We start from the raw sequence: 22,353 nt of genomic DNA, 5'->3' as shown, positions 1-22,353 counted from the left end.
GGGAGGTAGATAACATGCGTTCTGGCGTTATCGCTAAAAAGCTGGGCATGACCCGGCTGTTCCTTGAGAACGGCACCCAAGTTCCGGTGACCGTTCTGCAACTCGACAACCTGCAAGTCGTGGCGCAACGCACCGTTGACCGCGATGGCTACACCGCTGTTCAGCTTGGTGCTGGTCTGGCGAAAGCCAAGCGCACCACCGCGGCCATGCGCGGCCACTTCGCCAAAGCTCATGTCGAGCCAAAGCGCAAGATCGCCGAGTTCCGCGTGTCGCCTGCCAACCTGATCGAAGTCGGCGCGGAAATCACCGCTGACCACTACCTTGCAGGTCAGTTCGTTGACATCGCTGGCACGACCAACGGTAAAGGCTTCCAGGGTGCTATGAAGCGTCACAACTTTGGGGGTCTGCGGGCTTCCCACGGTGTGTCGGTTTCGCACCGTTCGCACGGCTCCACGGGCCAGTGTCAGGATCCGGGTAAAGTCTTCAAAGGCAAGAAAATGGCTGGTCACATGGGCGCTGTGCGCTGCACCACCCAGAACCTGCAAGTCATCCGCACGGATGCCGAGCGTGGCTTGCTGATGATCAAAGGCGCAGTCCCCGGCACCAAGGGCGGCTGGGTCACCATCAAAGACGCAGTGAAGAAAGCGGCTCCGGCTGGTCTGCCTTTGCCTGCGGCGATCCGTATGGCGGCGCAAACCACTGCTCCGGCTGTCGAAGTGGCAGTTGAAGGGGGTGAAGCATGAAACTTGACGTAATCACACTTGATGGCGGCAAAGCTGGCACCATCGACCTCGACGAAGCTCTGTTCGGCCTCGACCCGCGCGCAGACGTTCTGCACCGTGTCGTCCGTTGGCAGCGCGCCCGGATGCAAGCAGGCACCCACTCGACGCTGACCCGCGCCGAAGTGTCCTACTCGACCAAGAAGATCTACAAGCAAAAGGGCACCGGCGGCGCACGCCACGGTTCCAAGAAAGCTCCGATCTTCCGTCACGGTGGCGTTGTCAAAGGCCCGACCCCGCGTTCGCACGCCCATGATCTGCCGAAGAAATTCCGCGCTCTGGGTCTGCGTCATGCTTTGTCGGCGAAAGCCAAAGCAGGCGAGCTGGTGATTTTGGACGTGGCCACCATGGCCGAAGCCAAAACCTCGATCCTTGCAAAACATGTGTCCGAGTTGGGTTGGAAGCGCGTTCTGATCATCGACGGCGCAAGCGTTGACGCGAATTTCGCGCTGGCTGCTCGCAACATCGAAGGCATCGACGTGCTGCCGACCATGGGCGCAAACGTCTATGATATCCTGAAACGTGACACCTTGGTGATCACCAAAGCGGGTATCGAAGCTTTGGAGGCTCGTCTGAAATGAGCATTAAACCGCAACACTACGACCTGATCAAAAAGCCAGTGATCACCGAAAAAGCCACTATGGCTCAGGAAAACAACGCGTTTGTTTTTCAGGTGTCGATGGATGCGACCAAGCCGCAGATCAAAGAAGCGATTGAAAACATCTTCTCTGTGAAGGTGAAAGCAGTCAACACCACGATCACCAAAGGCAAGGCCAAGAAGTTCCGTGGCCGCGCTGGTGAGCGTAGCGACAAGAAGAAAGCCTATGTCACGCTGGAAGCCGGAAACTCTATCGACGTTTCGACGGGCCTCTGATATTGGCAGCGAATCCCACGGCCCCGGTTCTCCGGGGCCGTGGAATTTTACGACAATCGGTGCGTTTTGGTCCGACCAAGAAGCACCTTATCTCGGGGATCTACGGAGCCCTATAACCTTGGGTCTACATCTAAGACTCAACAGCTGACGGAAGACAGAAAGCATGGCACTTAAGTCGTATAAGCCGACGACGCCTGGCCAACGCGGGTTGGTTCTGATCGACCGTTCGGAATTGTGGAAAGGCCGCCCGGTCAAAGCCCTTACTGAGGGTTTGACCAAGACAGGTGGCCGGAACAACACCGGACGTATCACGATGTGGCACAAGGGCGGGGGCGCCAAGCGTCTCTACCGCGTGGTCGATTTCAGGCGCACAAAATTCGATATTGCAGCGGTCGTTGAGCGGATCGAATACGATCCGAACCGTACCGCCTTTATCGCTCTGATCCGTTACGCGGATGGCGAACTTTCGTACATCCTGGCACCACAGCGTTTGGCCATTGGGGACAGCGTTATCGCTGGCGCTAAGACCGACGTGAAGCCGGGCAATGCGATGCCGTTCTCGGGGATGCCAATCGGTACGATCATCCACAACGTCGAGCTTAAAGCGGGCAAAGGCGGCCAGTTGGCACGCGCTGCTGGCACCTACGCTCAGTTCGTGGGTCGTGACGGTGGTTACGCGCAGATCCGTTTGTCTTCGGGCGAACTGCGTCTGGTGCGTCAGGAATGCATGGCCACCATCGGTGCTGTGTCCAACCCCGACAACTCGAACCAGAACTTCGGTAAAGCAGGCCGTATGCGTCACAAGGGCGTTCGCCCGACCGTGCGCGGTGTTGCAATGAACCCGATCGACCACCCGCATGGTGGTGGTGAAGGTCGGACCTCGGGCGGCCGCCATCCGGTGACGCCATGGGGCAAAGGCACCAAGGGTAACAAGACCCGTAAGGCCAAGGCTTCGGACAAATTGATCGTCCGGTCGCGTAACGCGAAGAAAGGGCGCTGATAAATGGCACGTTCTATTTGGAAGGGCCCGTTCGTCGACGGTTATGTCTTGAAAAAGGCAGAAACTGCGAAAGCCTCGGGCAAGAACGAAGTGATCAAGATCTGGTCGCGTCGCTCTACTATTCTGCCGCAATTCGTTGGGCTGACCTTTGCTGTCTATAACGGCAAAAAGCACATCCCGGTGAATGTGACCGAAGAGATGATTGGTCAGAAGTTTGGTGAATATTCGCCGACCCGGACCTATTACGGCCACTCGGCCGACAAAAAAGCCAAGAGGAAATAAGCCATGAGCACGGAAAAGAACCCCCGTCGCGTGGCGGAAAACGAAGCGATGGCAATCAGCCGTATGCTGCGTACCTCGCCGCAAAAACTGAATCTCGTCGCTGGCCTGATCCGCGGTAAGAAAGTTGAAAAGGCTTTGGCCGATTTGACCTTCTCGAAGCGCCGCATCGCTGGTGACGTGAAGAAGTGCCTGCAGTCGGCGATTGCCAACGCGGAAAACAACCACAACCTCGACGTGGACAGCCTGATCGTGGCTGAATCCTGGGTTGGCAAAAACCTGGTGATGAAACGTGGCCGCCCGCGTGCGCGTGGCCGTTTCGGCAAAATCATGAAACCGTTCAGCGAGCTGACGATCATTGTGCGTCAAGTCGGGGAGTCTGCATAATGGGTCAGAAGGTCAATCCGATCGGCATGCGTCTTCAGGTCAACCGCACCTGGGACAGCCGCTGGTTCGCTGAATCGAAAGACTACGGCAACCTGCTGCTGGAAGATCTCAAAATGCGCGCGTTTGTGCATGAAGAGTGCAAGCAAGCTGGCATCAGCCGCGTGATCATCGAGCGTCCGCACAAAAAGTGCCGTGTGACCATTCACACTGCACGTCCGGGCGTGATCATCGGCAAAAAAGGCGCCGATATCGAAACTCTGCGCAAGAAACTGGCAGCGTTCACCAAGTCGGATGTTCACTTGAACATCGTCGAAGTGCGCAAGCCAGAAGTTGACGCGCAACTCGTCGCCGAGTCGATCGCACAGCAAATGGAACGCCGGGTGTCTTTCCGTCGCGCCATGAAGCGTGGCGTGCAGAACGCGATGCGTATGGGTGCCCTCGGCATCCGTGTGAACGTCGGTGGCCGTCTTGGCGGTGCCGAAATCGCGCGGACCGAATGGTATCGTGAAGGCCGTGTGCCGTTGCACACCCTGCGCGCTGACATCGACTATGCTCTGTCCGAAGCCACGACTGCCTATGGCATCATCGGGGTGAAGGTCTGGATCTTCAAAGGCGAAATCCTTGAGCATGATCCGCAAGCCCATGATCGCCGTCTTGCCGAAGCGCAAGAAGGTGCAGCACCGCGTTCGCCTCGCCGCGACCGCGAACGCGCGTAAGGGAGAAGACAGATGTTGCAACCAAAACGGACTAAGTTCCGCAAGCAGCACAAAGGCCGTATCCACGGCGAAGCGAAGGGCGGCTTTTTGCTGAACTTCGGCTCCTTTGCGCTGAAAGCCACCGAGCCAGAACGTGTGACGGCCCGTCAGATCGAAGCGGCCCGCCGCGCGATCACCCGCCACATGAAACGCCAAGGCCGCGTCTGGATCCGGATTTTCCCGGATGTTCCAGTCTCGTCCAAGCCCACCGAAGTGCGGATGGGTAAAGGCAAAGGCTCGACCGACTATTGGGCAGCCAAGGTCAAACCGGGCCGCATCATGTTCGAGATCGACGGCGTGTCCGAGATCATCGCCCGTGAAGCCCTGCGCCTCGGCGCAATGAAACTTCCGGTCACGACCCGCGTCGTGGCACGCGAAGACTGGTAAGGTTTTTGCGCCAAGGCGCAAAAACCGGTGAGGTTTTGCCCTTGAGCAAAACCAGTGCGGTGTAGCGCGTTTCCTCGGAAACGCGCGGGCCGTCACCCGGTTCAGAATAAAACCCCCGCTGGAAACAGCGGGGGTTTTTCATTTTGGGGCAACCAATCAGCAGGGCAGGGGCCTTATCAGATGCTGACATACGGGCACGGGCGGTTGACTCGGATGCTGCCCTTGTTCAACGTCAAAGCCAAAGTTTGCGGGAGGTTGAAACGCCAGATGGATGCGCAAAGAGCATACTCAAGAAGACAGTGGGCGTTGGCGGTCAATGCGTCCGCAGTGCTTGGGTGGTTCTCGGTCGTTTGGCCGGCCTTGTTCGAACCCACGATCCTGCTACCGGCTGCGATTATTGGACTTCCAATCGCTTTCCTTGCGTGTTGGTGTGTCGCCGCTCCAATCCTATGGCGAATAATGCTGCGGCCAATATCTTGGCTGGGCGCGATCGGGTGGGGCAGCACAATCGCAGCTTCAATCGCTTTGGTCGGAATCGCGATTGGTAGACTGTATGGCTGGATGGAGTCGGTTAATCCCGATATATCTTCGCAAATCGGGGGTGGGATTTACGTCCAGGAGGTCGACGGTATCTTGACGCCCTATGGGTGGCTGGTGCTGGCGAGAAACACGATCTGGTTTGTTTTGGGAGGCGTGGCCGTTGCTCTCCTTATCCGTGGTCTGATTGGTAGGGGATCGTTTGTCGCAAACAGATAACCCCTTGCCCTATCCCCCCTCATCCCCTATACGCAGCCATCCACGGCTCCGAGGCGACTCGGAATCGGTGGTTTTACATTGATCCACCGGGTTCAGCGTGACCTTGCCGCAAGGTAGGGGCGCTCTGGTGATTGAAAAAGGAACAGGCGCATGACCGCCAAGGAACTATTGGGCAAATCGCCCGAGCAGCTGCGTGAAAGCCTTGTGGCCCTCAAGAAAGAAGCGTTCAACCTGCGCTTCCAAGCTGCGACCAACCAGCTGGAAAACACCTCGCGTATGCGCGCTGTTCGCCGCGAAGTGGCACGCATCATGACCGTGCTGAACCAGAAAGCCGCGCAAGCGGCTGCGAACTGAGGAGTAGACACCATGCCGAAACGTATCCTGCAAGGCGTCGTCACCTCGGACAAGAACGAGCAAACCATCACCGTTCTGGTGGAACGCCGCTTCAAGCACCCGCTGTTTCACAAGACCATTCGTAAGTCGAAGAAATATCGCGCGCACGACGAGAACAACACCTACAAGACCGGGGATTCTGTCCGCATTGAAGAATGCGCACCGATCTCGAAGACCAAACGCTGGACGGTGGTCGTTGCTGCATAAGCAACGGCTTTCGTCTTTTTCTGAATACGAAACCCTGGGCAATGATGCCCAAAGGTCGGGAGAAACCAAATGATCCAGATGCAGACCAATCTGGATGTTGCTGATAACTCCGGCGCTCGCCGGGTTCAGTGCATCAAGGTTCTGGGCGGCTCGCATCGCCGCTATGCATCCGTGGGCGACATCATCGTGGTGTCGGTCAAGGAAGCCATTCCGAAAGGCCGTGTGAAAAAGGGCGACGTGCGTAAAGCCGTTGTTGTTCGCACCGCCAAAGAAGTTCGCCGTGAAGACGGCACCGCAATCCGTTTTGACCGCAACGCTGCTGTCATCCTGAACAACCAGGGTGAACCCGTCGGCACGCGTATCTTCGGGCCAGTGGTGCGTGAACTCCGCGCGAAGAACTTCATGAAAATCATCTCGCTGGCTCCGGAGGTGCTCTGATGGCTGCGAAGCTTAAAAAGGGCGACACCGTCGTCATCTTGACCGGCAAGGACAAGGGCGCAAAGGGCGAGATTTCGTCCGTGAACCCGACCGCCAACAAAGCCTTGGTTGAGGGCGCCAACATGGCGATCCGTCACACCAAGCAAAGCCAGACCTCGCAAGGCGGTCGCATCGCAAAGCCGATGCCGATTGATCTGTCGAACCTCGCATTGCTGGACAGCAAAGGCAAAGCAACCCGCGTTGGCTTCCGTATGGAAGGCGACAAGAAAGTGCGCTTCGCTAAAACCACCGGGGAGGCGATCTGATGCTCGACCAAGCCACCTACACCCCGCGTCTGAAGGCTGACTATAAGAACCGCATCTGCGCGGCGCTTATGGAAGAATTCGGCTACAAGAACGCGATGCAACTGCCCCGTCTGGACAAGATCGTTCTGAACATGGGCGTTGGTGAAGCCGTCAAGGACACCAAAAAGGTCAAGAAAGCCGCCGAAGAGATGACTCTCATCGCCGGTCAAAAGGCAGTGATCACCCACGCGAAGAACAGCATTGCTGGTTTCCGCGTGCGTGAAGAAATGCCGCTTGGCTGCAAAGTGACCCTGCGCGGCGACCGGATGTACGAATTCTTCGACCGTCTGATCACCATTGCTCTGCCGCGCGTCCGCGACTTCCGCGGCGTGAAGCCGACTTCGTTCGATGGCCGTGGCAACTACGCCATGGGCCTCAAAGAGCAACTGGTGTTCCCCGAAATCGAATTCGACAAAGTCGATGAAGTGCTCGGCATGGACATCATCATCTGCACCACCGCTAAGACCGATGCGGAAGCGAAGGCACTGTTGAAGCAATTCAACATGCCCTTCACTTCTTGATCGCGCGAGGAACCTGACAATGGCAAAAAAATCCATGGTGAACCGCGAAGTGAAGCGCGAGAAGCTGGTGAAGCAACATGCTTCCAAGCGCGCAGCACTGAAAGCGGTGATCAACGACCAAGCGAAACCGGTGGATGAGCGCTTCAAAGCGACCATCAAACTGGCCGAGCTGCCCCGCAACTCGTCGGCTGTCCGTTTGCACAATCGTTGCCAACTGACCGGCCGTCCGCATGCGTATTATCGCAAGCTCAAACTCTCGCGCATCATGCTGCGTGATCTCGCCTCGTTCGGCCAGATCCCCGGCATGGTCAAGTCGAGCTGGTAAGGAGGTCGCCAAATGATGATGAACGATCCTATCGGCGACATGCTTACCCGTATCCGTAACGCGCAAATGCGTGGCAAATCGACCGTGTCGACCCCTGCCTCGAAACTGCGCGCTTGGGTTCTGGACGTGCTCGTAAGCGAAGGTTACATCCGCGGTTTCGAGCGCGCCAAGACCGATAACGGTCAAGGCGAGCTGGTAATCAGCCTGAAATACTTTGAAGGCGTGCCTGTGATCCGCGAAGTCAAACGCGTGTCCAAGCCCGGCCGTCGGGTATATATGTCCGTTAAGGAAATTCCGACCGTGCGTAACGGTCTCGGGATCTCCATCGTGTCCACGCCGAAAGGCGTGATGTCAGATGCAAATGCGCGCGCAGCCAATGTTGGCGGCGAAGTGCTTTGCACCGTGTTCTGAGGAGGGTGGCATGTCTCGTATCGGCAAAAAACCCGTAGAACTGATCAAGGGCGTTTCGGCGTCCGTGTCAGGTCAAACCATCGAAGTGAAAGGTCCGAAAGGCACCCGCAGCTTCACCGCAACCGACGACGTGACGCTCACGATCGACGAAGGCAGCATCAAAGTGACCCCGCGTGGCACTTCGAAGCGTGCGCGTCAGCAGTGGGGCATGGCGCGGTCGATGGTTGAAAACCTCGTCACTGGCGTCACCGCTGGTTTCAAGAAAGAGCTGGAAATTCAAGGCGTGGGTTACCGCGCTGCGATGGCTGGCAACATCCTGAAACTGTCGCTCGGCTACAGCCATGAAGTCAACTTCGCCGTTCCAGCCGGGGTCACCGTGACCTCGCCGAAGAACACTGAAATCATTGTGGAAGGCATTGACCAACAGCTCGTTGGTCAGGTCGCTGCGAACATCCGCGAATGGCGCAAGCCCGAGCCCTACAAGGGCAAAGGCATCCGCTATAAGGGCGAGTTCGTGTTCCGCAAAGAAGGCAAGAAGAAGTAAGGGACACAATCATGGCAAACACCAAGAGAGACCTGTTCCTGAAGCGCCGTCAGCGCGTTCGGAACAAAATCAAAGCGACTTCGCATGGGCGCCTGCGCCTGTCCGTTCACCGCTCGAACAAAAACATCAGCGTGCAGCTGATCGACGATGTGAAGGGCGTCACCATCGCCTCCGCCTCCACTTTGGAGAAGGAATTCGGTGTGGTCGGCAAGAACAACGTCGAAGCAGCGACGAAAATCGGTTCGGCAATCGCCGAGCGGGCCAAAAAGGCCGGTGTTGAAGTGTGCTACTTCGACCGCGGCGGTTTCCTCTTTCACGGTAAGATCAAGGCTTTGGCCGAGGCTGCCCGTGAAGGTGGATTGCAGTTCTGAGGAGTTGAAAAATGGCAGAACGTGATAACCGTCGGGACAATCGTGGTGGCAATGATCGCCGCGATAACCGGCCGGAAGAAACCCCGGAATTCGCTGACCGCTTGGTCGCGATCAACCGGGTGTCGAAAACCGTTAAGGGCGGCAAACGCTTTGGCTTTGCAGCGCTGGTGGTGGTAGGCGATCAAAAAGGCCGTGTCGGCTTCGGCAAGGGCAAGGCTAAGGAAGTTCCGGAAGCGATCCGCAAGGCGACCGAGCAGGCAAAGCGCCAGCTTATTCGCGTGCCGCTGAAAGACGCCCGCACCCTGCACCACGACATGGAAGGCCGTCATGGCGCCGGTAAAGTGGTGATGCGGACGGCTGTTGCCGGTACTGGCATCATCGCCGGTGGTCCGATGCGCGCTGTGTTCGAAATGTTGGGCCTGCAAGATGTGGTGGCAAAGTCCATCGGCTCGCAGAACCCCTACAACATGATCCGCGCCACCATCGACGGGCTGAAGTCGGAAACCTCTCCTCGTCAAGTCGCGGCACGCCGTGGCAAGAAAGTGGCAGAGATCCTGAACAAGCCCGCCGCTGAAGTTGTGGAGGCTTGAACATGACCGATGCTGTGAAAAAGACCATCGTGGTTAAGCAGGTGGCTTCGGCTGCCCGCCGCCCGGCCAAACAGACCGCGACCCTGAAAGGTCTTGGCCTGAACAAAATGAACCGCACCCGCGAGCTGGAAGACACGCCTTCCATCCGTGGCATGGTCAACAAGATCTCGCATCTTGTGACGATCATCGAAGAGCGCGGTTAAGTCAAGGAAACGGTGCGTGACATCACGCACCCTACCAGAAACGCCCCGCCGTAAGGTCGGGGCGTTTTGCATTTTGCATCCGTAGGGTGCGTGATTTTACGCACCATGCATAATCGCCCTACTGCGTAAACCGAAACGCCTCACAAAACTGCACCAGCCGCGCGTTGGTCTTGTCCTGCAAGGCCCAACCCCAAGCCTCATCCAACACCACCTGAGCCGCCTCAATCCGCTCACCGTCGCGCTCGCCATGCACCTTTGCATCGCCGTGGAACAAACTGCCGCGCACGTCCTGAACCACCAAAAAGAAATCCGAAACCGAATTCACCGCCCGCGCCTTTTTCCAAGACACCGCCCGATCCATATCGACCTTCAACAGCCGAGGCGGCGCGTTGAACAGCACCTGAACCTCTGGCAACGCCCGGCAATGCGCCAGAAACCCATCGCCCAGATCGCCCGCAAACCCGGCCCAACCGGCCTCCGCCGAGGTGCCGGGCTTTTCATACTTCAAATACCCCGCCAGCTTCAGCGCATATTCAAACCGCGCAAAACTCGCGACCAAGCTGCCCCATTCATTCTTGAACAGCAGCTTAATCCCCGCCCGATAATTGGTATCCACCGCCATGACAGCCCCCGAGCAAAACAGCCCGCAGATACGCAGGATTTGTGGGGGGAGTCTAGTTGGGTAGGTGGTCCGAGGGCATCGCTTTCGCATGTAGGCAAAAACCTGACGTTCTATCTTTGCGACCGCATCCGTGTTAACGATTATTAACGTTCTATTAATCTTTGTTAACGTAGGTGTTCGATGCGAGTTCTTTCTATCATGGGATTCTTGTTTCTGCCATCTGTCGGCGTTGCGGCAACAGCACAAACCCTCATGATCGCGTCCTCTGGACACCAGCAGGTCGAACATGGTGGTGGTTGCCGCAAAAGTTCACCTCCAGGGCAATGTTGTCATATGCAGAAATCAACGGGCAAAGTGCATTGCCACTAAGTCTGTAGGCTTACGGCTCGGATTGTAAGCCACCACTTGATCCCCACCCCCATCCCCTCTATACGCGCCCGATGCCTCACCTATCGGCATAAGAATCACAAACAGCCGCGTTGCTCTTGCCCGTCGCAGGCAAGGGCTTTCCGGCATAGGAGTATGCGACATGAAATTGAATGAACTGCACGACAATCCCGGTGCAACCAAAAAGCAAAAGCGCGTGGCGCGTGGTCCGGGTTCGGGCTCGGGTAAAACCGCTGGCCGTGGTATCAAGGGTCAGAAATCGCGTTCGGGCGTCGCTATTGGCGGCTACGAAGGCGGCCAGATGCCACTGTATCGCCGTCTGCCGAAGCGCGGCTTCAACAAGCCGAACCAAGATCGCTTTGCCGTGATCAACCTCGGCCTGATCGAGAAATTCATCGGTCTGGGCAAACTCGACGCGAAAGTTGAGATCACCGAGGATATGCTGGTGGACGCGGGCCTCACCGGTCACAAGCGTGACGGCATCCGTATCCTGAACAAGGGATCAATCACTTCGGCGGTCAAACTGAACGTGACGGGCGCATCTGCAGCCGCTGTTGAAGCCGTTGCAGCCGCTGGCGGCACCCTGACCGTGGCACCTGTCTTGGCAGCTTTCACCAAAGCGGTCCGCAAAGCATAACTAACGCCTTGTGAGCGGTTGCTAGACCGCTTACATCGGCTTATGTTTCCCGCGCCGCCGACCGGAAACGGTTTGGCGGCGCTTCCCATATCGGGCTTACGCAGAAAGAACTGGGCATGGCTTCAGCTGCCGAACAGATGGCCGCGAACCTCAGCTGGGGTACGCTTGGCAAGGCGACGGATCTCCGTAGCCGGATTTTCTTCACCATTGGCCTGTTGATGGTCTACCGCTTGGGCACCTATGTGCCGGTTCCGGGCATTGACGGCACGCAGCTGCGCCATTTCATGGATAACGCGGGGCAGGGCATCGGCGGTATGCTGTCGATGTTCACCGGTGGAGCCATCAAGCGGATGGGTGTCTTTGCCTTGGGGATCATGCCCTATATCTCGGCCTCGATCATCATCCAGCTTTTGGCGTCGATGATTCCGGCGCTGGAGCAGATGAAGAAAGAAGGCGACGCGGGCCGCAAGAAGATGAACCAGTGGACGCGCTACGGCACAGTCTGTCTGGCGATCCTGCAAGGCTTCGGCATCGCTAAGTCTATTGAGGCAGGTGGGCTCGCCCATACGCCTGGCATGTATTTCGTGGTCTCCTGCGTGATCACTCTGGTCGCGGGCACGATGTTCCTGATGTGGCTGGGTGAGCAGATCACCGCCCGCGGCATCGGCAACGGCACTTCGCTGATCATCTTCACCGGCATCGTCGCTGAGATTCCGCACGCTTTGGCACAGTTCTTCAGCCAAGGCCGCGCGGGCGTGATCTCGACCCCAGTGATCCTGGGTGTGTTGGTGATGGTCGTCGGCGTGATCGCCTTTGTGGTGTTCATGGAACGCGCCTTGCGCAAGATCCATATCCAATACCCCCGCCGCCAAGTCGGCATGAAGGTCTATGATGGCGGCTCAAGCCATTTGCCGATCAAGGTCAACCCGGCAGGCGTGATTCCGGCGATCTTTGCCTCGTCCTTGCTGCTGCTGCCGACCACGATAGCAACCTTTTCGGGTGCCAATACCGGTCCGATCATGTCGACGATCTTGGCGTATTTCGGCCATGGTCAGCCGCTCTACCTGCTGTTCTTCGTTTCGATGATCGTGTTCTTCGCGTATTTCTACACCGCGAACGTGGCGTTCAAAACCGATGAAGTGGCCGACAACCTGAAGAACCAGAACGGCTTTATCCCCGGCATCCGCCCCGGCAAGAAAACCGAGGAATATCTCGATTACGTCGTCAACCGCATCTTGGTGTTGGGCGCGGCTTACTTGGCACTCGTCTGCTTGCTGCCGGAAATCTTGATCAGCCAGTTCTCGATCCCGTTCTACTTCGGCGGCACCTCGGTGCTGATCGTGGTGTCGGTGACGATGGATACGATCAACCAGATCCAGTCGCATCTACTGGCGCATCAATACGAAGGCCTGATTGAGAAATCGCAACTGCGCGGCAAAAAGCGCAGCACGGCCAACCGTCCGCCCGCGCGGCGGTGATCGGGCTATGACTTCAGGCCCGGCGCACCCCGCCGGGCCTTTTCTTTGACAGAAAGGCGACCCATGGCAAATATCATCCTCCTCGGGCCACCCGGCGCTGGTAAAGGCACCCAAGCCAAGCGCTTGGTGGATGAGCGCGCCATGGTGCAGCTGTCCACGGGCGATATGCTGCGCGAGGCCAAGACCTCTGGCACCGAGATGGGCCGTCTGGTTGCCGAGGTGATGGACAAGGGCCACCTTGTCACCGATGATATCGTGATCGGACTGATTGAGGAAAAGCTGCAAACCCATGCGCCGGGCGGCTATATTTTTGACGGCTTTCCCCGCACGCTGAAACAAGCCGATGCCTTGGGCGAGCTGATGGCACGCGTTGGTGAGACGCTGGATGCGGTGATCGAGATTAAGGTCGATGATGAGGCGCTGAAGGCCCGTATCGTCGGCCGCTACACCTGTGGCAACTGTGGTGCTGTCTACCACGACACCAACCACCCGACCAAGCTGGCGGGCATCTGTGACGTCTGCGGCAGCCACGATATGAAGCGCCGCGCCGATGACACCGAAGATGCGCTGCGCACCCGGATGCTGGCCTATTACCGCGATACCTCGCCACTGATCGGCTATTATTACGCCAAGGGGCAGCTGTCGGCGGTGGATGGCTTGGCGGAAATGGACGCGGTTGCGGGCGCTATCGCCAAAGTTCTTGACAAAGCGTAACTAACTTGCCTGCAGCCCTTGACGATATGGTCAAAAGCCCATAAAGCACGGCGTCCCGCAGCGGAATCGCTTGCGGGATTCCTTATTTGATAAGGATTCGAATCGCCCTCCGGTTTCGGCCCAAGGCGGTGTTGTGAAAAAAGGTTCTGGCACTACGGAACCGCAACCATGAAGGAATACACGTTTGGCACGTATTGCTGGCGTTAACATCCCGACCGCGAAACGGGTTCCGATCGCGCTCACCTATATCACCGGCGTTGGCCCGCATATCGCAGAGCAAATCTGTGCATCTGTTGGCATCGACCGCGCCCGTCGCGTCAACCAGCTTTCGGATGCCGAAGTGCTGCAGATTCGCGAATACATCGACGCAAACGTCACGGTTGAAGGCGATCTGCGCCGCGAAACCTCGATGAACATCAAGCGTCTGATGGATCTCGGCTGCTATCGTGGCCTGCGTCATCGTAAGGGCCTGCCGGTCCGCGGTCAGCGCACCCACACCAACGCTCGCACCCGCAAAGGCCCCGCTAAGGCCATTGCTGGCAAGAAGAAATAAGAGGGGCGTTTAGATATGGCACGCGATACCAAAGCATCCCGCACGAAGAAAAAAGAACGCAAGAACATCGCCGCCGGCGTGGTTCATGTGAACTCTTCGTTCAACAACACCAAAATCCTGATCTCTGACGTTCAGGGCAACGCGATTTCCTGGTCGTCCTCGGGCACCATGGGCTTCAAAGGCTCGCGGAAATCAACGCCTTACGCGGCGCAAATGGCAGCAGAAGATGCAGGCCGCAAAGCGCAAGAGCATGGCATGAAGACGGTTGAAGTCGAAGTGCAAGGTCCGGGTTCGGGCCGTGAGTCCGCACTGCGCGCTCTGGCCGCAGTTGGCCTGAACGTCACCTCGATCCGTGACGTGACGCCGCTGGCACACAACGGCTGCCGTCCGCCGAAGCGCCGTCGCGTCTAAGGCATCACTATTGGTCGGGTCGTGCGATGTCTGCACGGCCCGATTTCTGCATTTCTGAACCTCGGGCGTCCTCTGCTTAGGACATGAGCAGAAGACAAGTATGGAGGCGGTCACATGATCCACAAAAATTGGCTTGAACTGATTAAACCGACGCAGCTCGTCGTGAAGCCGGGGGCCGATGCACAACGCACCGCCACCGTGTTCGCTGAACCGCTGGAGCGCGGCTTCGGCTTGACCCTTGGCAACGCGCTGCGCCGCGTGCTGATGTCGTCGCTGCAAGGCGGCGCGATCACCTCGGTGCAGATCGACAACGTTCTGCACGAGTTCTCCAGCGTGGCTGGCGTGCGCGAAGATGTCACCGACATCGTGCTGAACCTGAAAGGCGTTTCGCTGAAGATGGAAGTCGAAGGCCCGAAACGGCTGTCGATCTCTGCCAAAGGTCCGGGCGTTGTCACCGCTGGCGACATCTCGGAAACCAACGGCATCGAAGTCTTGAACAAAGACCATGTCATCTGCCACCTCGATGACGGCGCTGATGTGTTCATGGAACTGACCGTGAACACCGGCAAAGGCTATGTCGCTGCTGACAAGAACCGCCCTGAAGATGCGCCAATCGGCCTGATCCCGATTGACGCGATCTATTCGCCGGTGAAAAAAGTGTCCTACGAAGTCACTCCGACCCGCGAAGGTCAGGTGCTGGACTACGACAAACTGACGATGAAAATCGAAACCGATGGCTCGCTGACCCCGGAAGACGCTGTGGCCTACGCTGCGCGCATTCTGCAAGACCAGCTCGCCGTGTTCGTCAACTTCGACGAGCCGGAAGCTGCGGGCAAAGGCGTCGAAGATGCTGGGCTTGAATTCAACCCGCTGCTGCTGAAGAAGGTAGACGAGTTGGAATTGTCGGTGCGTTCGGCAAACTGCCTGAAGAACGACAACATCGTCTATATCGGCGATCTGATCCAGAAAACCGAAGCAGAAATGCTGCGCACCCCGAACTTCGGCCGCAAGTCCTTGAACGAAATCAAGGAAGTGCTGTCGGGCATGGGTCTGCATCTGGGCATGGAAGTCGAAGACTGGCCGCCGGAAAACATCGAAGATCTGGCCAAGCGTTTCGAAGACCAGTTCTAAGAACATGGGCGAGGGCAACCTCGCCCAACTACAAATGCCCGGACTGCCGGGGAAAACATGGGCAACAACGCCCCAAGGTGAGCGGGACCGCACGTAGGCCCTGCCGGACAAAGTAAAACACGCGAATAGGAGATTCCGATGCGTCACGCCAATGGTTACCGCAAACTAAACCGCACCCACGAACACCGCAAAGCGATGTTCGCCAACATGGCCGGTTCCTTGATCGAGCACGAGCAGATCAAAACCACCCTGCCGAAAGCCAAAGAACTGCGCCCGATCATCGAAAAGTTGATCACCCTTGCCAAGCGCGGCGATCTGCATGCCCGCCGGCAAGCGCACTCGCAGCTGAAGCAAGACATCCACACCGCGCGCCTGTTCGAAATCCTCGGCCCGCGTTATCAGGACCGTCAGGGCGGTTACGTCCGCGTGCTGAAAGCCGGCTTCCGCTATGGCGACATGGCGCCGATGGCGATCATCGAATTTGTCGACCGTGACCCGAACGCGAAAGGTGCAGCCGACCACGCCCGCACCGCCGCCGAGGACGCGTTCGAGGCGTAAGCCCGCCGCAAATCGCTTTAGAAAAACCCGCCCCAATCGGCGGGTTTTTTCATATCTGTCAAGCGCCATACCACGGTTGACGCTGCGTTAACCATGATAGCGAAGACCAATTTTCAAACATTGCTTTCCTTCGCATCCGTTCTGCTGATTGATGGTGAATTGGAAATAGCCTGTTGCCGATACGAGTATAGTAGCCACCCGCCGAACTGCCTAAAGTTGTAAATGAATCGAGAGATCGTCAAAACATGTCAGTAAAGCTAGGTATAGATGTCGAGTTACACCAACTTTCGCTTATGTCTCCCGCCGGTTACTTCGTCGGGTTGCATATCCGTTTCACAGCACCTCTGGTCACCTACCAAACCTATGATCAGCGCTGGCTCGACTACTACACCGAAAAAGGCTTCGTCCTGCGCGATCCAATGGTAGCTTGGGGCTTCAGTGCCACAGGCACCATCCGTTGGAGCGACTCTGCCCTGCCAGACCCGTTTGGCCTGTTCAAAGAAGCCGCAAAATACGGCCTGAACTATGGCGCCACAGTTGCTTGTGGCCCGGTCAAATCCCGATCCATCGCCTCATTCGCCCGGCCTGACCGGGAGTTTGAGGACCATGAAATTGCAGCCATCGCCACCATTGTGCACCGGCTGCATGACGTGACAGAGCCACCTGAAGAGCTGACCAAAGCTCAGATCGAGGCTCTACGCTGTATCGCTGGGGGGGACCGGTTTACTGCTGCTGCGGCGAAACTGGGTATTTCAGAAAGTGCGATCAAAGCGCGTGTCACATCGGCGCGCGTGCGTTTGATGGCGCGCACCACAGCCGAAGCCATTCAACGCGCAAAGGATTATCGGCTGATCTGAAAACCCCCTCCGCGATGTTCCGACTGCCATCTGAACATAACGGAGACCACAATGCTCACCACCACACTGTCTTTTGCCAACCTCCATAACCATGGAGAGCTGTTCGCGAATATGCTTCGCGCCCGGCGTGAATTGTTCATCGTCCACAACAAATGGGATCTGCCCGAAGCTTTGGGGATGGAATACGACCAATACGACACCCCCGCCAGCCGCTGGGTTGTCGTGCATGACGATCAGGGTCGGGTTCTGGCCGGCAACCGCTTGACGCCCACCACCGCGAAATGCGGCATCTACAGCTATATGATCCGCGACGCACAACGCGGACTGCTGGACACGATCCCGGCCAACCTGTTGACCGATCCGGCCCCCATCGGCGATCACATCTGGGAATCGAGCCGCCTGTTCGTCGCCCATGACGTGCCCTCCTCGATCCGCCGCCGCGTCCATGCGCAGCTGATCGCCCAACTCGGTGACACCGTGCGCAGCCTGGGGGCGACGCACTGCCTGACCCTGCTCGCGGCCACTTGGCCCCGTTGGGCCGATCGCGTCGGTGTCAAGATGAAGGCGATGGGTCCGGTGATGGAAATCGACGCCATCGACAACCAAGTGGTCGAGATGGATTTCAGCCTGACCAAGCACTGACCAAACCTGCGGCGGCCTATGGGGAGCAGGGCCGCCCGCAGCCCCCGATATCACGCAGCGGGGCAGGTGGAAGTGGTGACGAAACTGCCCCTATTCGGTGGGATATGATGACTCGTGGCGGCGTGGGTCAGCTATGTGGGACGGAGCTGTCATTGGGAGTGCTTTACTCTGCCAAACAAAAGGTGAAGGTTGAGGCAGGATGGTCTCGTCGATAGGCTGCCGATTTCCTTGGAGTCTCCAATGAATCACCTGATCCTAACGACCTATGACTGGGTTCCAGACATGCCGCGCGGCTTTGTGCGCGACTTAAGGGTGCGTTGGGCGTTAGAAGAGGCTGGCTTGCCCTATCGCGTCGAAAGCACACCCTTCAGGGACCGGCAGCCTGCACATTTGGTTCATCAGCCCTTCGGTCAGATACCTTGGTTGACTGATGGCGAGCTCACGATTTTCGAGAGCGGTGCGATCCTTCTGCACCTGGGCGAGCTCAGCGAGATATTAATGCCTACCCATCCGCGAGGCCGCAGCGAAGTCAAAGAATGGCTTTTTGCCGCACTAGCATCGGTTGAGGCAGCAAGTCAGCCATGGTCTTTTTTCAAGTTTTCCGGTGAGACAGGCGAAACGCAGATGTGGAAGTTTTTCGACGATTTTCTGACCCACCGGCTAGCGCATATGGAAACGGTGCTTGCAGGGGGTGAATGGCTGGCTGGGCGCTTCTCGGTGGCTGACATCCTCATGGCGGATGTGCTGCGTCTCGTCGACCGGTTTGAAGGCTTGGCAGACTATCCCGCCTGTCGAGATTACGTTGTGCGGGCCACGGAAAGACCAGCCTTCCAAAAGGCGCATGCGGATCAGATGGCGCATTTTGCTGCGGCTGATTGAGCAAAGTCGACACTCGATGCGTGCTGCTATCAAATCGGAGGTTTGATGAAGGTCTGGTTTGGGCTCAAATGAGGTTTCTCCAATCAGCTGCCCCAACGCAATCTCCTCTGCCCGCTTGAGCCAGTTCCCCCGCCCCAACAGCTTGGGCGCAATCCGCCTTCCCCCGCTCCGCTTTGCCGCGTAAACTCCCCGCATGTCAGACCTTTTCGACACCCCCGGAAAACCCGTGCCAGAGGCCCCGCGCCCCTTGGCAGACCGTCTGCGTCCGCGCACGCTGTCCGAGGTGATCGGCCAAGGTCATGTCCTCGGCCCCGATGGCCCCTTAGGCGCGATGATCGCTGCCCATAGCCTGTCCTCGTTGATCCTTTGGGGCCCGCCCGGCGTCGGTAAAACCACCATCGCGCGCCTGCTCGCCCATGAATCCGACCTTGCCTTCGTGCAGATCTCCGCGATCTTCACTGGCGTGCCTGACCTGCGCAAAATGTTCGAATCCGCCAAAATTCGCCGCCAAAACGGCCAAGGCACCCTGCTTTTTGTCGATGAAATCCATCGTTTCAACAAAGCCCAGCAAGACGGCTTCCTGCCCTATATGGAAGATGGCACCATTCTTCTGGTCGGTGCCACCACCGAAAACCCCAGTTTCGAGCTCAATGCCGCTCTCCTCTCCCGCGCCCAAGTCATCATCCTTGAACGCCTCAATTTGATTGACCTTGAGCTGCTCGCCCAACGCGCCGAGAAAGACCTGAACCGCGCACTCCCGCTCACCGGAGACGCCCGCGAAGCGCTGATAGAGATGGCCGACGGAGATGGCCGCGCTTTGCTGAACCTGATCGAGCAAATCGCCGCGTGGAAACTCGACAAACCGCTCACTCGCGACCAACTCGCCACCCGCCTGATGCGCCGCGCCAGCAAATACGACAAATCCGGCGAAGAACATTACAACCTGATCTCGGCCCTGCACAAATCGGTGCGCGGCTCAGACCCCGACGCAGCACTCTACTGGTTCGCGCGCATGCTGGAAGGCGGCGAAGATCCGCGCTTTCTCGCCCGCCGCATCACCCGCATGGCCGTCGAAGACATCGGCCTCGCCGACCCGCAAGCCCAGCAAATCTGCCTCGAATCCTGGAACACCTACGAACGCCTCGGTTCTCCCGAAGGCGAACTCGCCCTCGCGCAAGCCCTCGTCTATCTCGCCCTCGCCCCCAAATCGAACGCGGTCTACACAGCCTACAAAGCCGCCCGTCAAGCCGCGCGTGAAACAGGCAGCCAACCGCCACCGTTGCACATCCGCAACGCCCCCACCAAACTGATGAAAGACATCGGATACGGCGCGGGCTACGCCTATGATCACGACGCCGAAGACAGCTTCTCCGGCCAAAACTATTTCCCCGACGACATGAAGCGCCCGATCTACTACACCCCACCCGAGCGCGGTTTTGAGCGTGAGTTGAAAAAACGCATCGACTATTTCGTCAAACTCCGCGCCAAAAGAAATGACGGCTAACAATTTCGTACTGGCCTAAATATCCCCCGGCGCGTTCCGCCCTCACCATCACCCACCGCCAACGGTATTCAACACCATCCCCCAACCCAAGCGCAGTTGACAAATCCCCCGCCTGCGCCCAATGAAACCTGATGTTCTACACGCTCTCCCAAGTCGCCCTCGGCGGCGCCATTGGCTCGGTTTTGCGCCACCTGTGCATCTCGACCCTCGGCGCGCCTTGGGCCACCGCCTTCGTCAACATCGCGGGCAGCTTTGTCATGGGCATCTTTTTCGTCACCCTTAGCCGCACCAACCTCTCCCCCCTGCTGATGACCGGCGTCTTGGGCGGCTTCACCACCTTCTCCGCCTTCTCGCTCGACACCCTAAAACTCTGGCAATCCGGCCAAATCCCGCAGGCCGCAGCCTATATGCTGGCCTCCGTCACCCTCTCTCTCATAGCCGTCGCCCTTGGCGCAGCCCTAGCCCGTGGAGCCCTCGCATGAGCGACGTTCAACTGATCACTGTCACCGAAGACGAAGGCGAACAGCGCCTCGACCGCTGGTTCAAGCGACGTTTTCCGCAAGTCACCCAAGGCCATGTCGAAAAGATGTGTCGTACCGGGCAAGTCCGCGTTGACAGCTCGCGTTGCAAGGCGTCGGATCACGTCGCCCCCGGCCAGACCATCCGCATCCCGCCGTTGCCCGATGCCGCAGCCCCGGTTGCCCGCCGCGCGGGCAGCTATTCCGCCGCCGATGAGAAAATGATCCAGAACGCCGTGCTGTGGAAGGATGAGCATATCATCATCCTCAACAAGCCGCCCGGCCTGCCGTCGCAAGGCGGCTCCGGCCAAGGCGACCGCCATGTTGATGGCCTGACCGAAGCCCTGAAATTCGGCTACAAAGAGCGCCCCAAACTGGTGCATCGCCTCGATAAAGACACCTCGGGCCTGTTGATGCTCGCCCGCACCGACCGCGTGGCGCGTGCGCTCAGCGAAGCCCTGCGCCACCGTCTCACCCGCAAAATTTATTGGGCCGCCGTCGCGGGCGTGCCGCACCCGCGCAAAGGTTCGATCAAATACGGGCTGCAAAAATCCGGCGGCGGTCGTCACGGCGACGAAAAGATGATCTGTATCCACCCCGCGAAAATGGCCGAACACCCCGATGCCAAACGCGCCCAGACCGATTATTTCACCCTGTGGTTCCTCGGCTCGCGCCTGTCGTGGATGGCGCTGGAGCCTGTCACTGGCCGCACTCACCAGTTGCGCGCCCATATGGCCGAGATCGGCCATCCGATCTTGGGCGACAGCAAATATGGCGTCTCCGGCACCGAGAATATGGGTGACGGTTGGGGGGCCAGCATCGGCGGCGATATCTCCCGCAAGCTGCACCTGCACGCCCGCATGTTGACCATCGAACACCCGATCCTGAAAAAAATGATGACCTTCACAGCACCACTGCCCGAGCATATGGCCCGCACGTGGAAGACCCTTGATTGGGGCGAAAACCAAGTGCCCGCCGATCCGTTCTCGGGTGCTGAATGAGCGCTTGGACGGCAAAACGCTTTTGGAAACAAGCCATTGCAGGGCCCTGCGACGGCGGTTTCAGCGTAACCCTTGATGGCCGGGCGGTCAAAACCCCGGCCAAACGCTTGCTGGTTCTGCCGACAATGGCGATGGCCGAAGTGATTGCCGCCGAATGGGATGCCCAACAAGGCCGCGTCAAACCCGAAACCATGCCCGCCACCCGCGCCGCCAATTCCGCCATCGACAATGTCGCGATCCAATTCGCCGCCGTCGCGCATGACCTTGCCCGCTACGGCGAAACTGATCTGCTCTGCTACCGCGCCACTGGCCCGCAAGAACTGATCGACCGTCAGGCTGACGCATGGGACCCACTGCTGGCTTGGTCCGCCGCCGCCCTGCGCAGCCCCCTGATCGCCACCGCTGGCGTGATGCATATACGGCAGCCGGAAGCTTCCATCGCCAAACTGACGGCGCAGGTCCATGCCTTCACCCCATTTCAACTCGCCGCCGTGCATGATCTGATCGCGATTTCAGGCTCGCTGATCCTCGCCCTTGCGGTGACCCGAGGTCGCCTGTCGTTGGACGAGGCATGGTCGTTAAGCCGAATCGACGAGACTTGGCAGAACGAACTCTGGGGCGTCGACGAAGATGCGGCGGCGTTAGAATCGCTTAAACGGCAGGCACTGGCCGAAGCGGCACGATTCTTCGTATTGTGCGGGTAACAATCTTCTCCCATCTTGCTGCTTCTTTGCACATTCTGTCTGTCTGACTGCCCCAAAGCGTTATGATAGCGGTAAAATCCGTTATATTGGCAGTTTTGCTTGACCGATTGCATCGCTATGTCCGAGTATCACTGACACTGGCGGCGCTTGCCGTCACTCGGGAAGGCACCTGTAACTTGTGCAGGGCATATAA

Annotated in this window: 34 protein-coding genes; 33 read left to right on the top strand and 1 reads right to left on the bottom strand. The window is 58.2% G+C overall.

Annotated features, from left to right (window positions below; genetic code table 11):
* Positions 1-14 precede the first annotated feature (14 nt).
* The 19 genes from rplC (at position 15) to rpmD (ending at position 9,564) form a co-directional block, all read left to right on the top strand.
* Positions 15-743: a 50S ribosomal protein L3 gene (rplC, locus tag ACS5RD_RS22920; protein WP_299509887.1), complete on the top strand. Its 729-nt coding sequence runs from the start codon at positions 15-17 to the stop codon at positions 741-743.
* Positions 740-1,360 carry a 50S ribosomal protein L4 gene (gene rplD / locus ACS5RD_RS22915; protein WP_054006316.1) on the top strand — a complete coding sequence of 207 codons (621 nt, stop codon included), beginning with the start codon at positions 740-742 and terminating at the stop codon, positions 1,358-1,360. The genes rplC and rplD overlap by 4 nt, the downstream gene beginning before the upstream one ends.
* Positions 1,357-1,653, top strand: a complete 297-nt coding sequence (locus ACS5RD_RS22910; RefSeq protein ID WP_054006317.1) for a 50S ribosomal protein L23 — start codon at positions 1,357-1,359, stop codon at positions 1,651-1,653. Before rplD ends, ACS5RD_RS22910 begins: the two co-directional genes overlap by 4 nt.
* A gap of 163 nt (positions 1,654-1,816) precedes the next feature.
* Entirely contained in the window at positions 1,817-2,653 is an 837-nt protein-coding gene (gene rplB, locus ACS5RD_RS22905; protein ID WP_054006318.1) for a 50S ribosomal protein L2, read from the top strand.
* A 3-nt stretch (positions 2,654-2,656) separates the two neighbouring features.
* Positions 2,657-2,935: a 30S ribosomal protein S19 gene (rpsS, locus tag ACS5RD_RS22900; RefSeq protein ID WP_054006319.1), complete on the top strand. Its 279-nt coding sequence runs from the start codon at positions 2,657-2,659 to the stop codon at positions 2,933-2,935.
* A gap of 3 nt (positions 2,936-2,938) precedes the next feature.
* Positions 2,939-3,319, top strand: a complete 381-nt coding sequence (gene rplV, locus ACS5RD_RS22895; protein ID WP_054006320.1) for a 50S ribosomal protein L22 — start codon at positions 2,939-2,941, stop codon at positions 3,317-3,319.
* Positions 3,319-4,035 (top strand): 30S ribosomal protein S3, encoded by a 717-nt coding sequence (gene rpsC / locus ACS5RD_RS22890; RefSeq protein ID WP_054006321.1) that lies wholly within the window; start codon positions 3,319-3,321, stop codon positions 4,033-4,035. Before rplV ends, rpsC begins: the two co-directional genes overlap by 1 nt.
* A 12-nt stretch (positions 4,036-4,047) precedes the next feature.
* Positions 4,048-4,461 (top strand): 50S ribosomal protein L16, encoded by a 414-nt coding sequence (gene rplP, locus ACS5RD_RS22885; protein ID WP_054006322.1) that lies wholly within the window; start codon positions 4,048-4,050, stop codon positions 4,459-4,461.
* 906 nt (positions 4,462-5,367) lie between these two features.
* Complete coding sequence (gene rpmC, locus ACS5RD_RS22880) at positions 5,368-5,571, top strand: 50S ribosomal protein L29 (RefSeq protein ID WP_054006325.1); 204 nt, start codon at positions 5,368-5,370, stop codon at positions 5,569-5,571.
* 12 nt (positions 5,572-5,583) lie between these two features.
* Positions 5,584-5,817 carry a 30S ribosomal protein S17 gene (gene rpsQ / locus ACS5RD_RS22875; RefSeq protein WP_054006326.1) on the top strand — a complete coding sequence of 78 codons (234 nt, stop codon included), beginning with the start codon at positions 5,584-5,586 and terminating at the stop codon, positions 5,815-5,817.
* 69 nt (positions 5,818-5,886) lie between these two features.
* Positions 5,887-6,255: a 50S ribosomal protein L14 gene (rplN, locus tag ACS5RD_RS22870; RefSeq protein WP_013066055.1), complete on the top strand. Its 369-nt coding sequence runs from the start codon at positions 5,887-5,889 to the stop codon at positions 6,253-6,255.
* A complete protein-coding gene (rplX, locus tag ACS5RD_RS22865) occupies positions 6,255-6,560 on the top strand; it encodes a 50S ribosomal protein L24 (protein WP_489929273.1) in 306 nt (101 codons plus the stop codon). The genes rplN and rplX overlap by 1 nt, the downstream gene beginning before the upstream one ends.
* Positions 6,560-7,120, top strand: a complete 561-nt coding sequence (gene rplE / locus ACS5RD_RS22860) for a 50S ribosomal protein L5 (protein WP_054006328.1) — start codon at positions 6,560-6,562, stop codon at positions 7,118-7,120. Before rplX ends, rplE begins: the two co-directional genes overlap by 1 nt.
* Before the next feature lie 19 nt (positions 7,121-7,139).
* A complete protein-coding gene (gene rpsN / locus ACS5RD_RS22855) occupies positions 7,140-7,445 on the top strand; it encodes a 30S ribosomal protein S14 (protein WP_284326654.1) in 306 nt (101 codons plus the stop codon).
* Between the two features lie 12 nt (positions 7,446-7,457).
* The gene (rpsH, locus tag ACS5RD_RS22850) at positions 7,458-7,856 is read left to right on the top strand and encodes a 30S ribosomal protein S8 (RefSeq protein WP_304927946.1); all 399 of its coding nucleotides are present in this window, start codon (positions 7,458-7,460) and stop codon (positions 7,854-7,856) included.
* A 10-nt stretch (positions 7,857-7,866) separates the two neighbouring features.
* Positions 7,867-8,400 (top strand): 50S ribosomal protein L6, encoded by a 534-nt coding sequence (gene rplF / locus ACS5RD_RS22845; protein ID WP_054006332.1) that lies wholly within the window; start codon positions 7,867-7,869, stop codon positions 8,398-8,400.
* An 11-nt stretch (positions 8,401-8,411) separates the two neighbouring features.
* Positions 8,412-8,771 (top strand): 50S ribosomal protein L18, encoded by a 360-nt coding sequence (rplR, locus tag ACS5RD_RS22840; protein WP_054006333.1) that lies wholly within the window; start codon positions 8,412-8,414, stop codon positions 8,769-8,771.
* Positions 8,772-8,782: 11 nt separating this feature from the next.
* On the top strand, positions 8,783-9,361 hold the full coding sequence (gene rpsE / locus ACS5RD_RS22835) for a 30S ribosomal protein S5 (RefSeq protein ID WP_054006334.1): 579 nt from the start codon (positions 8,783-8,785) through the stop codon (positions 9,359-9,361).
* 14 nt (positions 9,362-9,375) lie between these two features.
* Positions 9,376-9,564: a 50S ribosomal protein L30 gene (rpmD, locus tag ACS5RD_RS22830; protein WP_299480910.1), complete on the top strand. Its 189-nt coding sequence runs from the start codon at positions 9,376-9,378 to the stop codon at positions 9,562-9,564.
* 118 nt (positions 9,565-9,682) lie between these two features.
* On the opposite strand, the gene ACS5RD_RS22825 is transcribed toward rpmD, so the two are convergent.
* The gene (locus tag ACS5RD_RS22825) at positions 9,683-10,186 is read right to left on the bottom strand and encodes a hypothetical protein (protein ID WP_489929272.1); all 504 of its coding nucleotides are present in this window, start codon (positions 10,184-10,186) and stop codon (positions 9,683-9,685) included.
* A 529-nt stretch (positions 10,187-10,715) separates the two neighbouring features.
* On the opposite strand from ACS5RD_RS22825, the gene rplO reads away from it, so the two are divergent.
* The 14 genes from rplO to ACS5RD_RS22755 all read left to right on the top strand — a co-directional run bounded on the left by rplO (position 10,716) and on the right by ACS5RD_RS22755 (position 22,160).
* On the top strand, positions 10,716-11,210 hold the full coding sequence (gene rplO, locus ACS5RD_RS22820; RefSeq protein ID WP_489929271.1) for a 50S ribosomal protein L15: 495 nt from the start codon (positions 10,716-10,718) through the stop codon (positions 11,208-11,210).
* A 116-nt stretch (positions 11,211-11,326) separates the two neighbouring features.
* Positions 11,327-12,688: a preprotein translocase subunit SecY gene (gene secY, locus ACS5RD_RS22815; RefSeq protein ID WP_489929270.1), complete on the top strand. Its 1,362-nt coding sequence runs from the start codon at positions 11,327-11,329 to the stop codon at positions 12,686-12,688.
* A 63-nt stretch (positions 12,689-12,751) separates the two neighbouring features.
* Positions 12,752-13,402, top strand: a complete 651-nt coding sequence (locus ACS5RD_RS22810; protein ID WP_489929269.1) for an adenylate kinase — start codon at positions 12,752-12,754, stop codon at positions 13,400-13,402.
* A gap of 184 nt (positions 13,403-13,586) precedes the next feature.
* A complete protein-coding gene (gene rpsM / locus ACS5RD_RS22805) occupies positions 13,587-13,955 on the top strand; it encodes a 30S ribosomal protein S13 (RefSeq protein WP_054006340.1) in 369 nt (122 codons plus the stop codon).
* 15 nt (positions 13,956-13,970) lie between these two features.
* A complete protein-coding gene (rpsK, locus tag ACS5RD_RS22800; protein WP_054006341.1) occupies positions 13,971-14,366 on the top strand; it encodes a 30S ribosomal protein S11 in 396 nt (131 codons plus the stop codon).
* Between the two features lie 114 nt (positions 14,367-14,480).
* Positions 14,481-15,497 (top strand): DNA-directed RNA polymerase subunit alpha, encoded by a 1,017-nt coding sequence (locus ACS5RD_RS22795; protein ID WP_426033281.1) that lies wholly within the window; start codon positions 14,481-14,483, stop codon positions 15,495-15,497.
* 138 nt (positions 15,498-15,635) lie between these two features.
* Positions 15,636-16,055 carry a 50S ribosomal protein L17 gene (gene rplQ / locus ACS5RD_RS22790; RefSeq protein WP_054006343.1) on the top strand — a complete coding sequence of 140 codons (420 nt, stop codon included), beginning with the start codon at positions 15,636-15,638 and terminating at the stop codon, positions 16,053-16,055.
* A gap of 245 nt (positions 16,056-16,300) precedes the next feature.
* Positions 16,301-16,912 carry an autoinducer binding domain-containing protein gene (locus ACS5RD_RS22785; RefSeq protein WP_489929268.1) on the top strand — a complete coding sequence of 204 codons (612 nt, stop codon included), beginning with the start codon at positions 16,301-16,303 and terminating at the stop codon, positions 16,910-16,912.
* 51 nt (positions 16,913-16,963) lie between these two features.
* Positions 16,964-17,554, top strand: a complete 591-nt coding sequence (locus tag ACS5RD_RS22780; RefSeq protein WP_489929267.1) for an acyl-homoserine-lactone synthase — start codon at positions 16,964-16,966, stop codon at positions 17,552-17,554.
* Positions 17,555-17,794: 240 nt separating this feature from the next.
* Positions 17,795-18,433 carry a glutathione S-transferase family protein gene (locus ACS5RD_RS22775; RefSeq protein WP_489929266.1) on the top strand — a complete coding sequence of 213 codons (639 nt, stop codon included), beginning with the start codon at positions 17,795-17,797 and terminating at the stop codon, positions 18,431-18,433.
* A gap of 193 nt (positions 18,434-18,626) precedes the next feature.
* Positions 18,627-19,937, top strand: coding sequence for a replication-associated recombination protein A (locus ACS5RD_RS22770; RefSeq protein WP_489929265.1), 1,311 nt, complete (start codon positions 18,627-18,629; stop codon positions 19,935-19,937).
* A gap of 131 nt (positions 19,938-20,068) precedes the next feature.
* Positions 20,069-20,419: a fluoride efflux transporter CrcB gene (gene crcB, locus ACS5RD_RS22765; protein ID WP_489929264.1), complete on the top strand. Its 351-nt coding sequence runs from the start codon at positions 20,069-20,071 to the stop codon at positions 20,417-20,419.
* On the top strand, positions 20,416-21,456 hold the full coding sequence (locus tag ACS5RD_RS22760) for an RluA family pseudouridine synthase (protein ID WP_054006349.1): 1,041 nt from the start codon (positions 20,416-20,418) through the stop codon (positions 21,454-21,456). Before crcB ends, ACS5RD_RS22760 begins: the two co-directional genes overlap by 4 nt.
* On the top strand, positions 21,453-22,160 hold the full coding sequence (locus ACS5RD_RS22755) for an ATP12 family chaperone protein (protein ID WP_489929263.1): 708 nt from the start codon (positions 21,453-21,455) through the stop codon (positions 22,158-22,160). Before ACS5RD_RS22760 ends, ACS5RD_RS22755 begins: the two co-directional genes overlap by 4 nt.
* Positions 22,161-22,353 lie beyond the last annotated feature (193 nt).

Source organism: Cypionkella sp. PAMC25878, from assembly GCF_058135695.1.
This window is presented reverse-complemented; position numbering and strand designations above follow the sequence as displayed.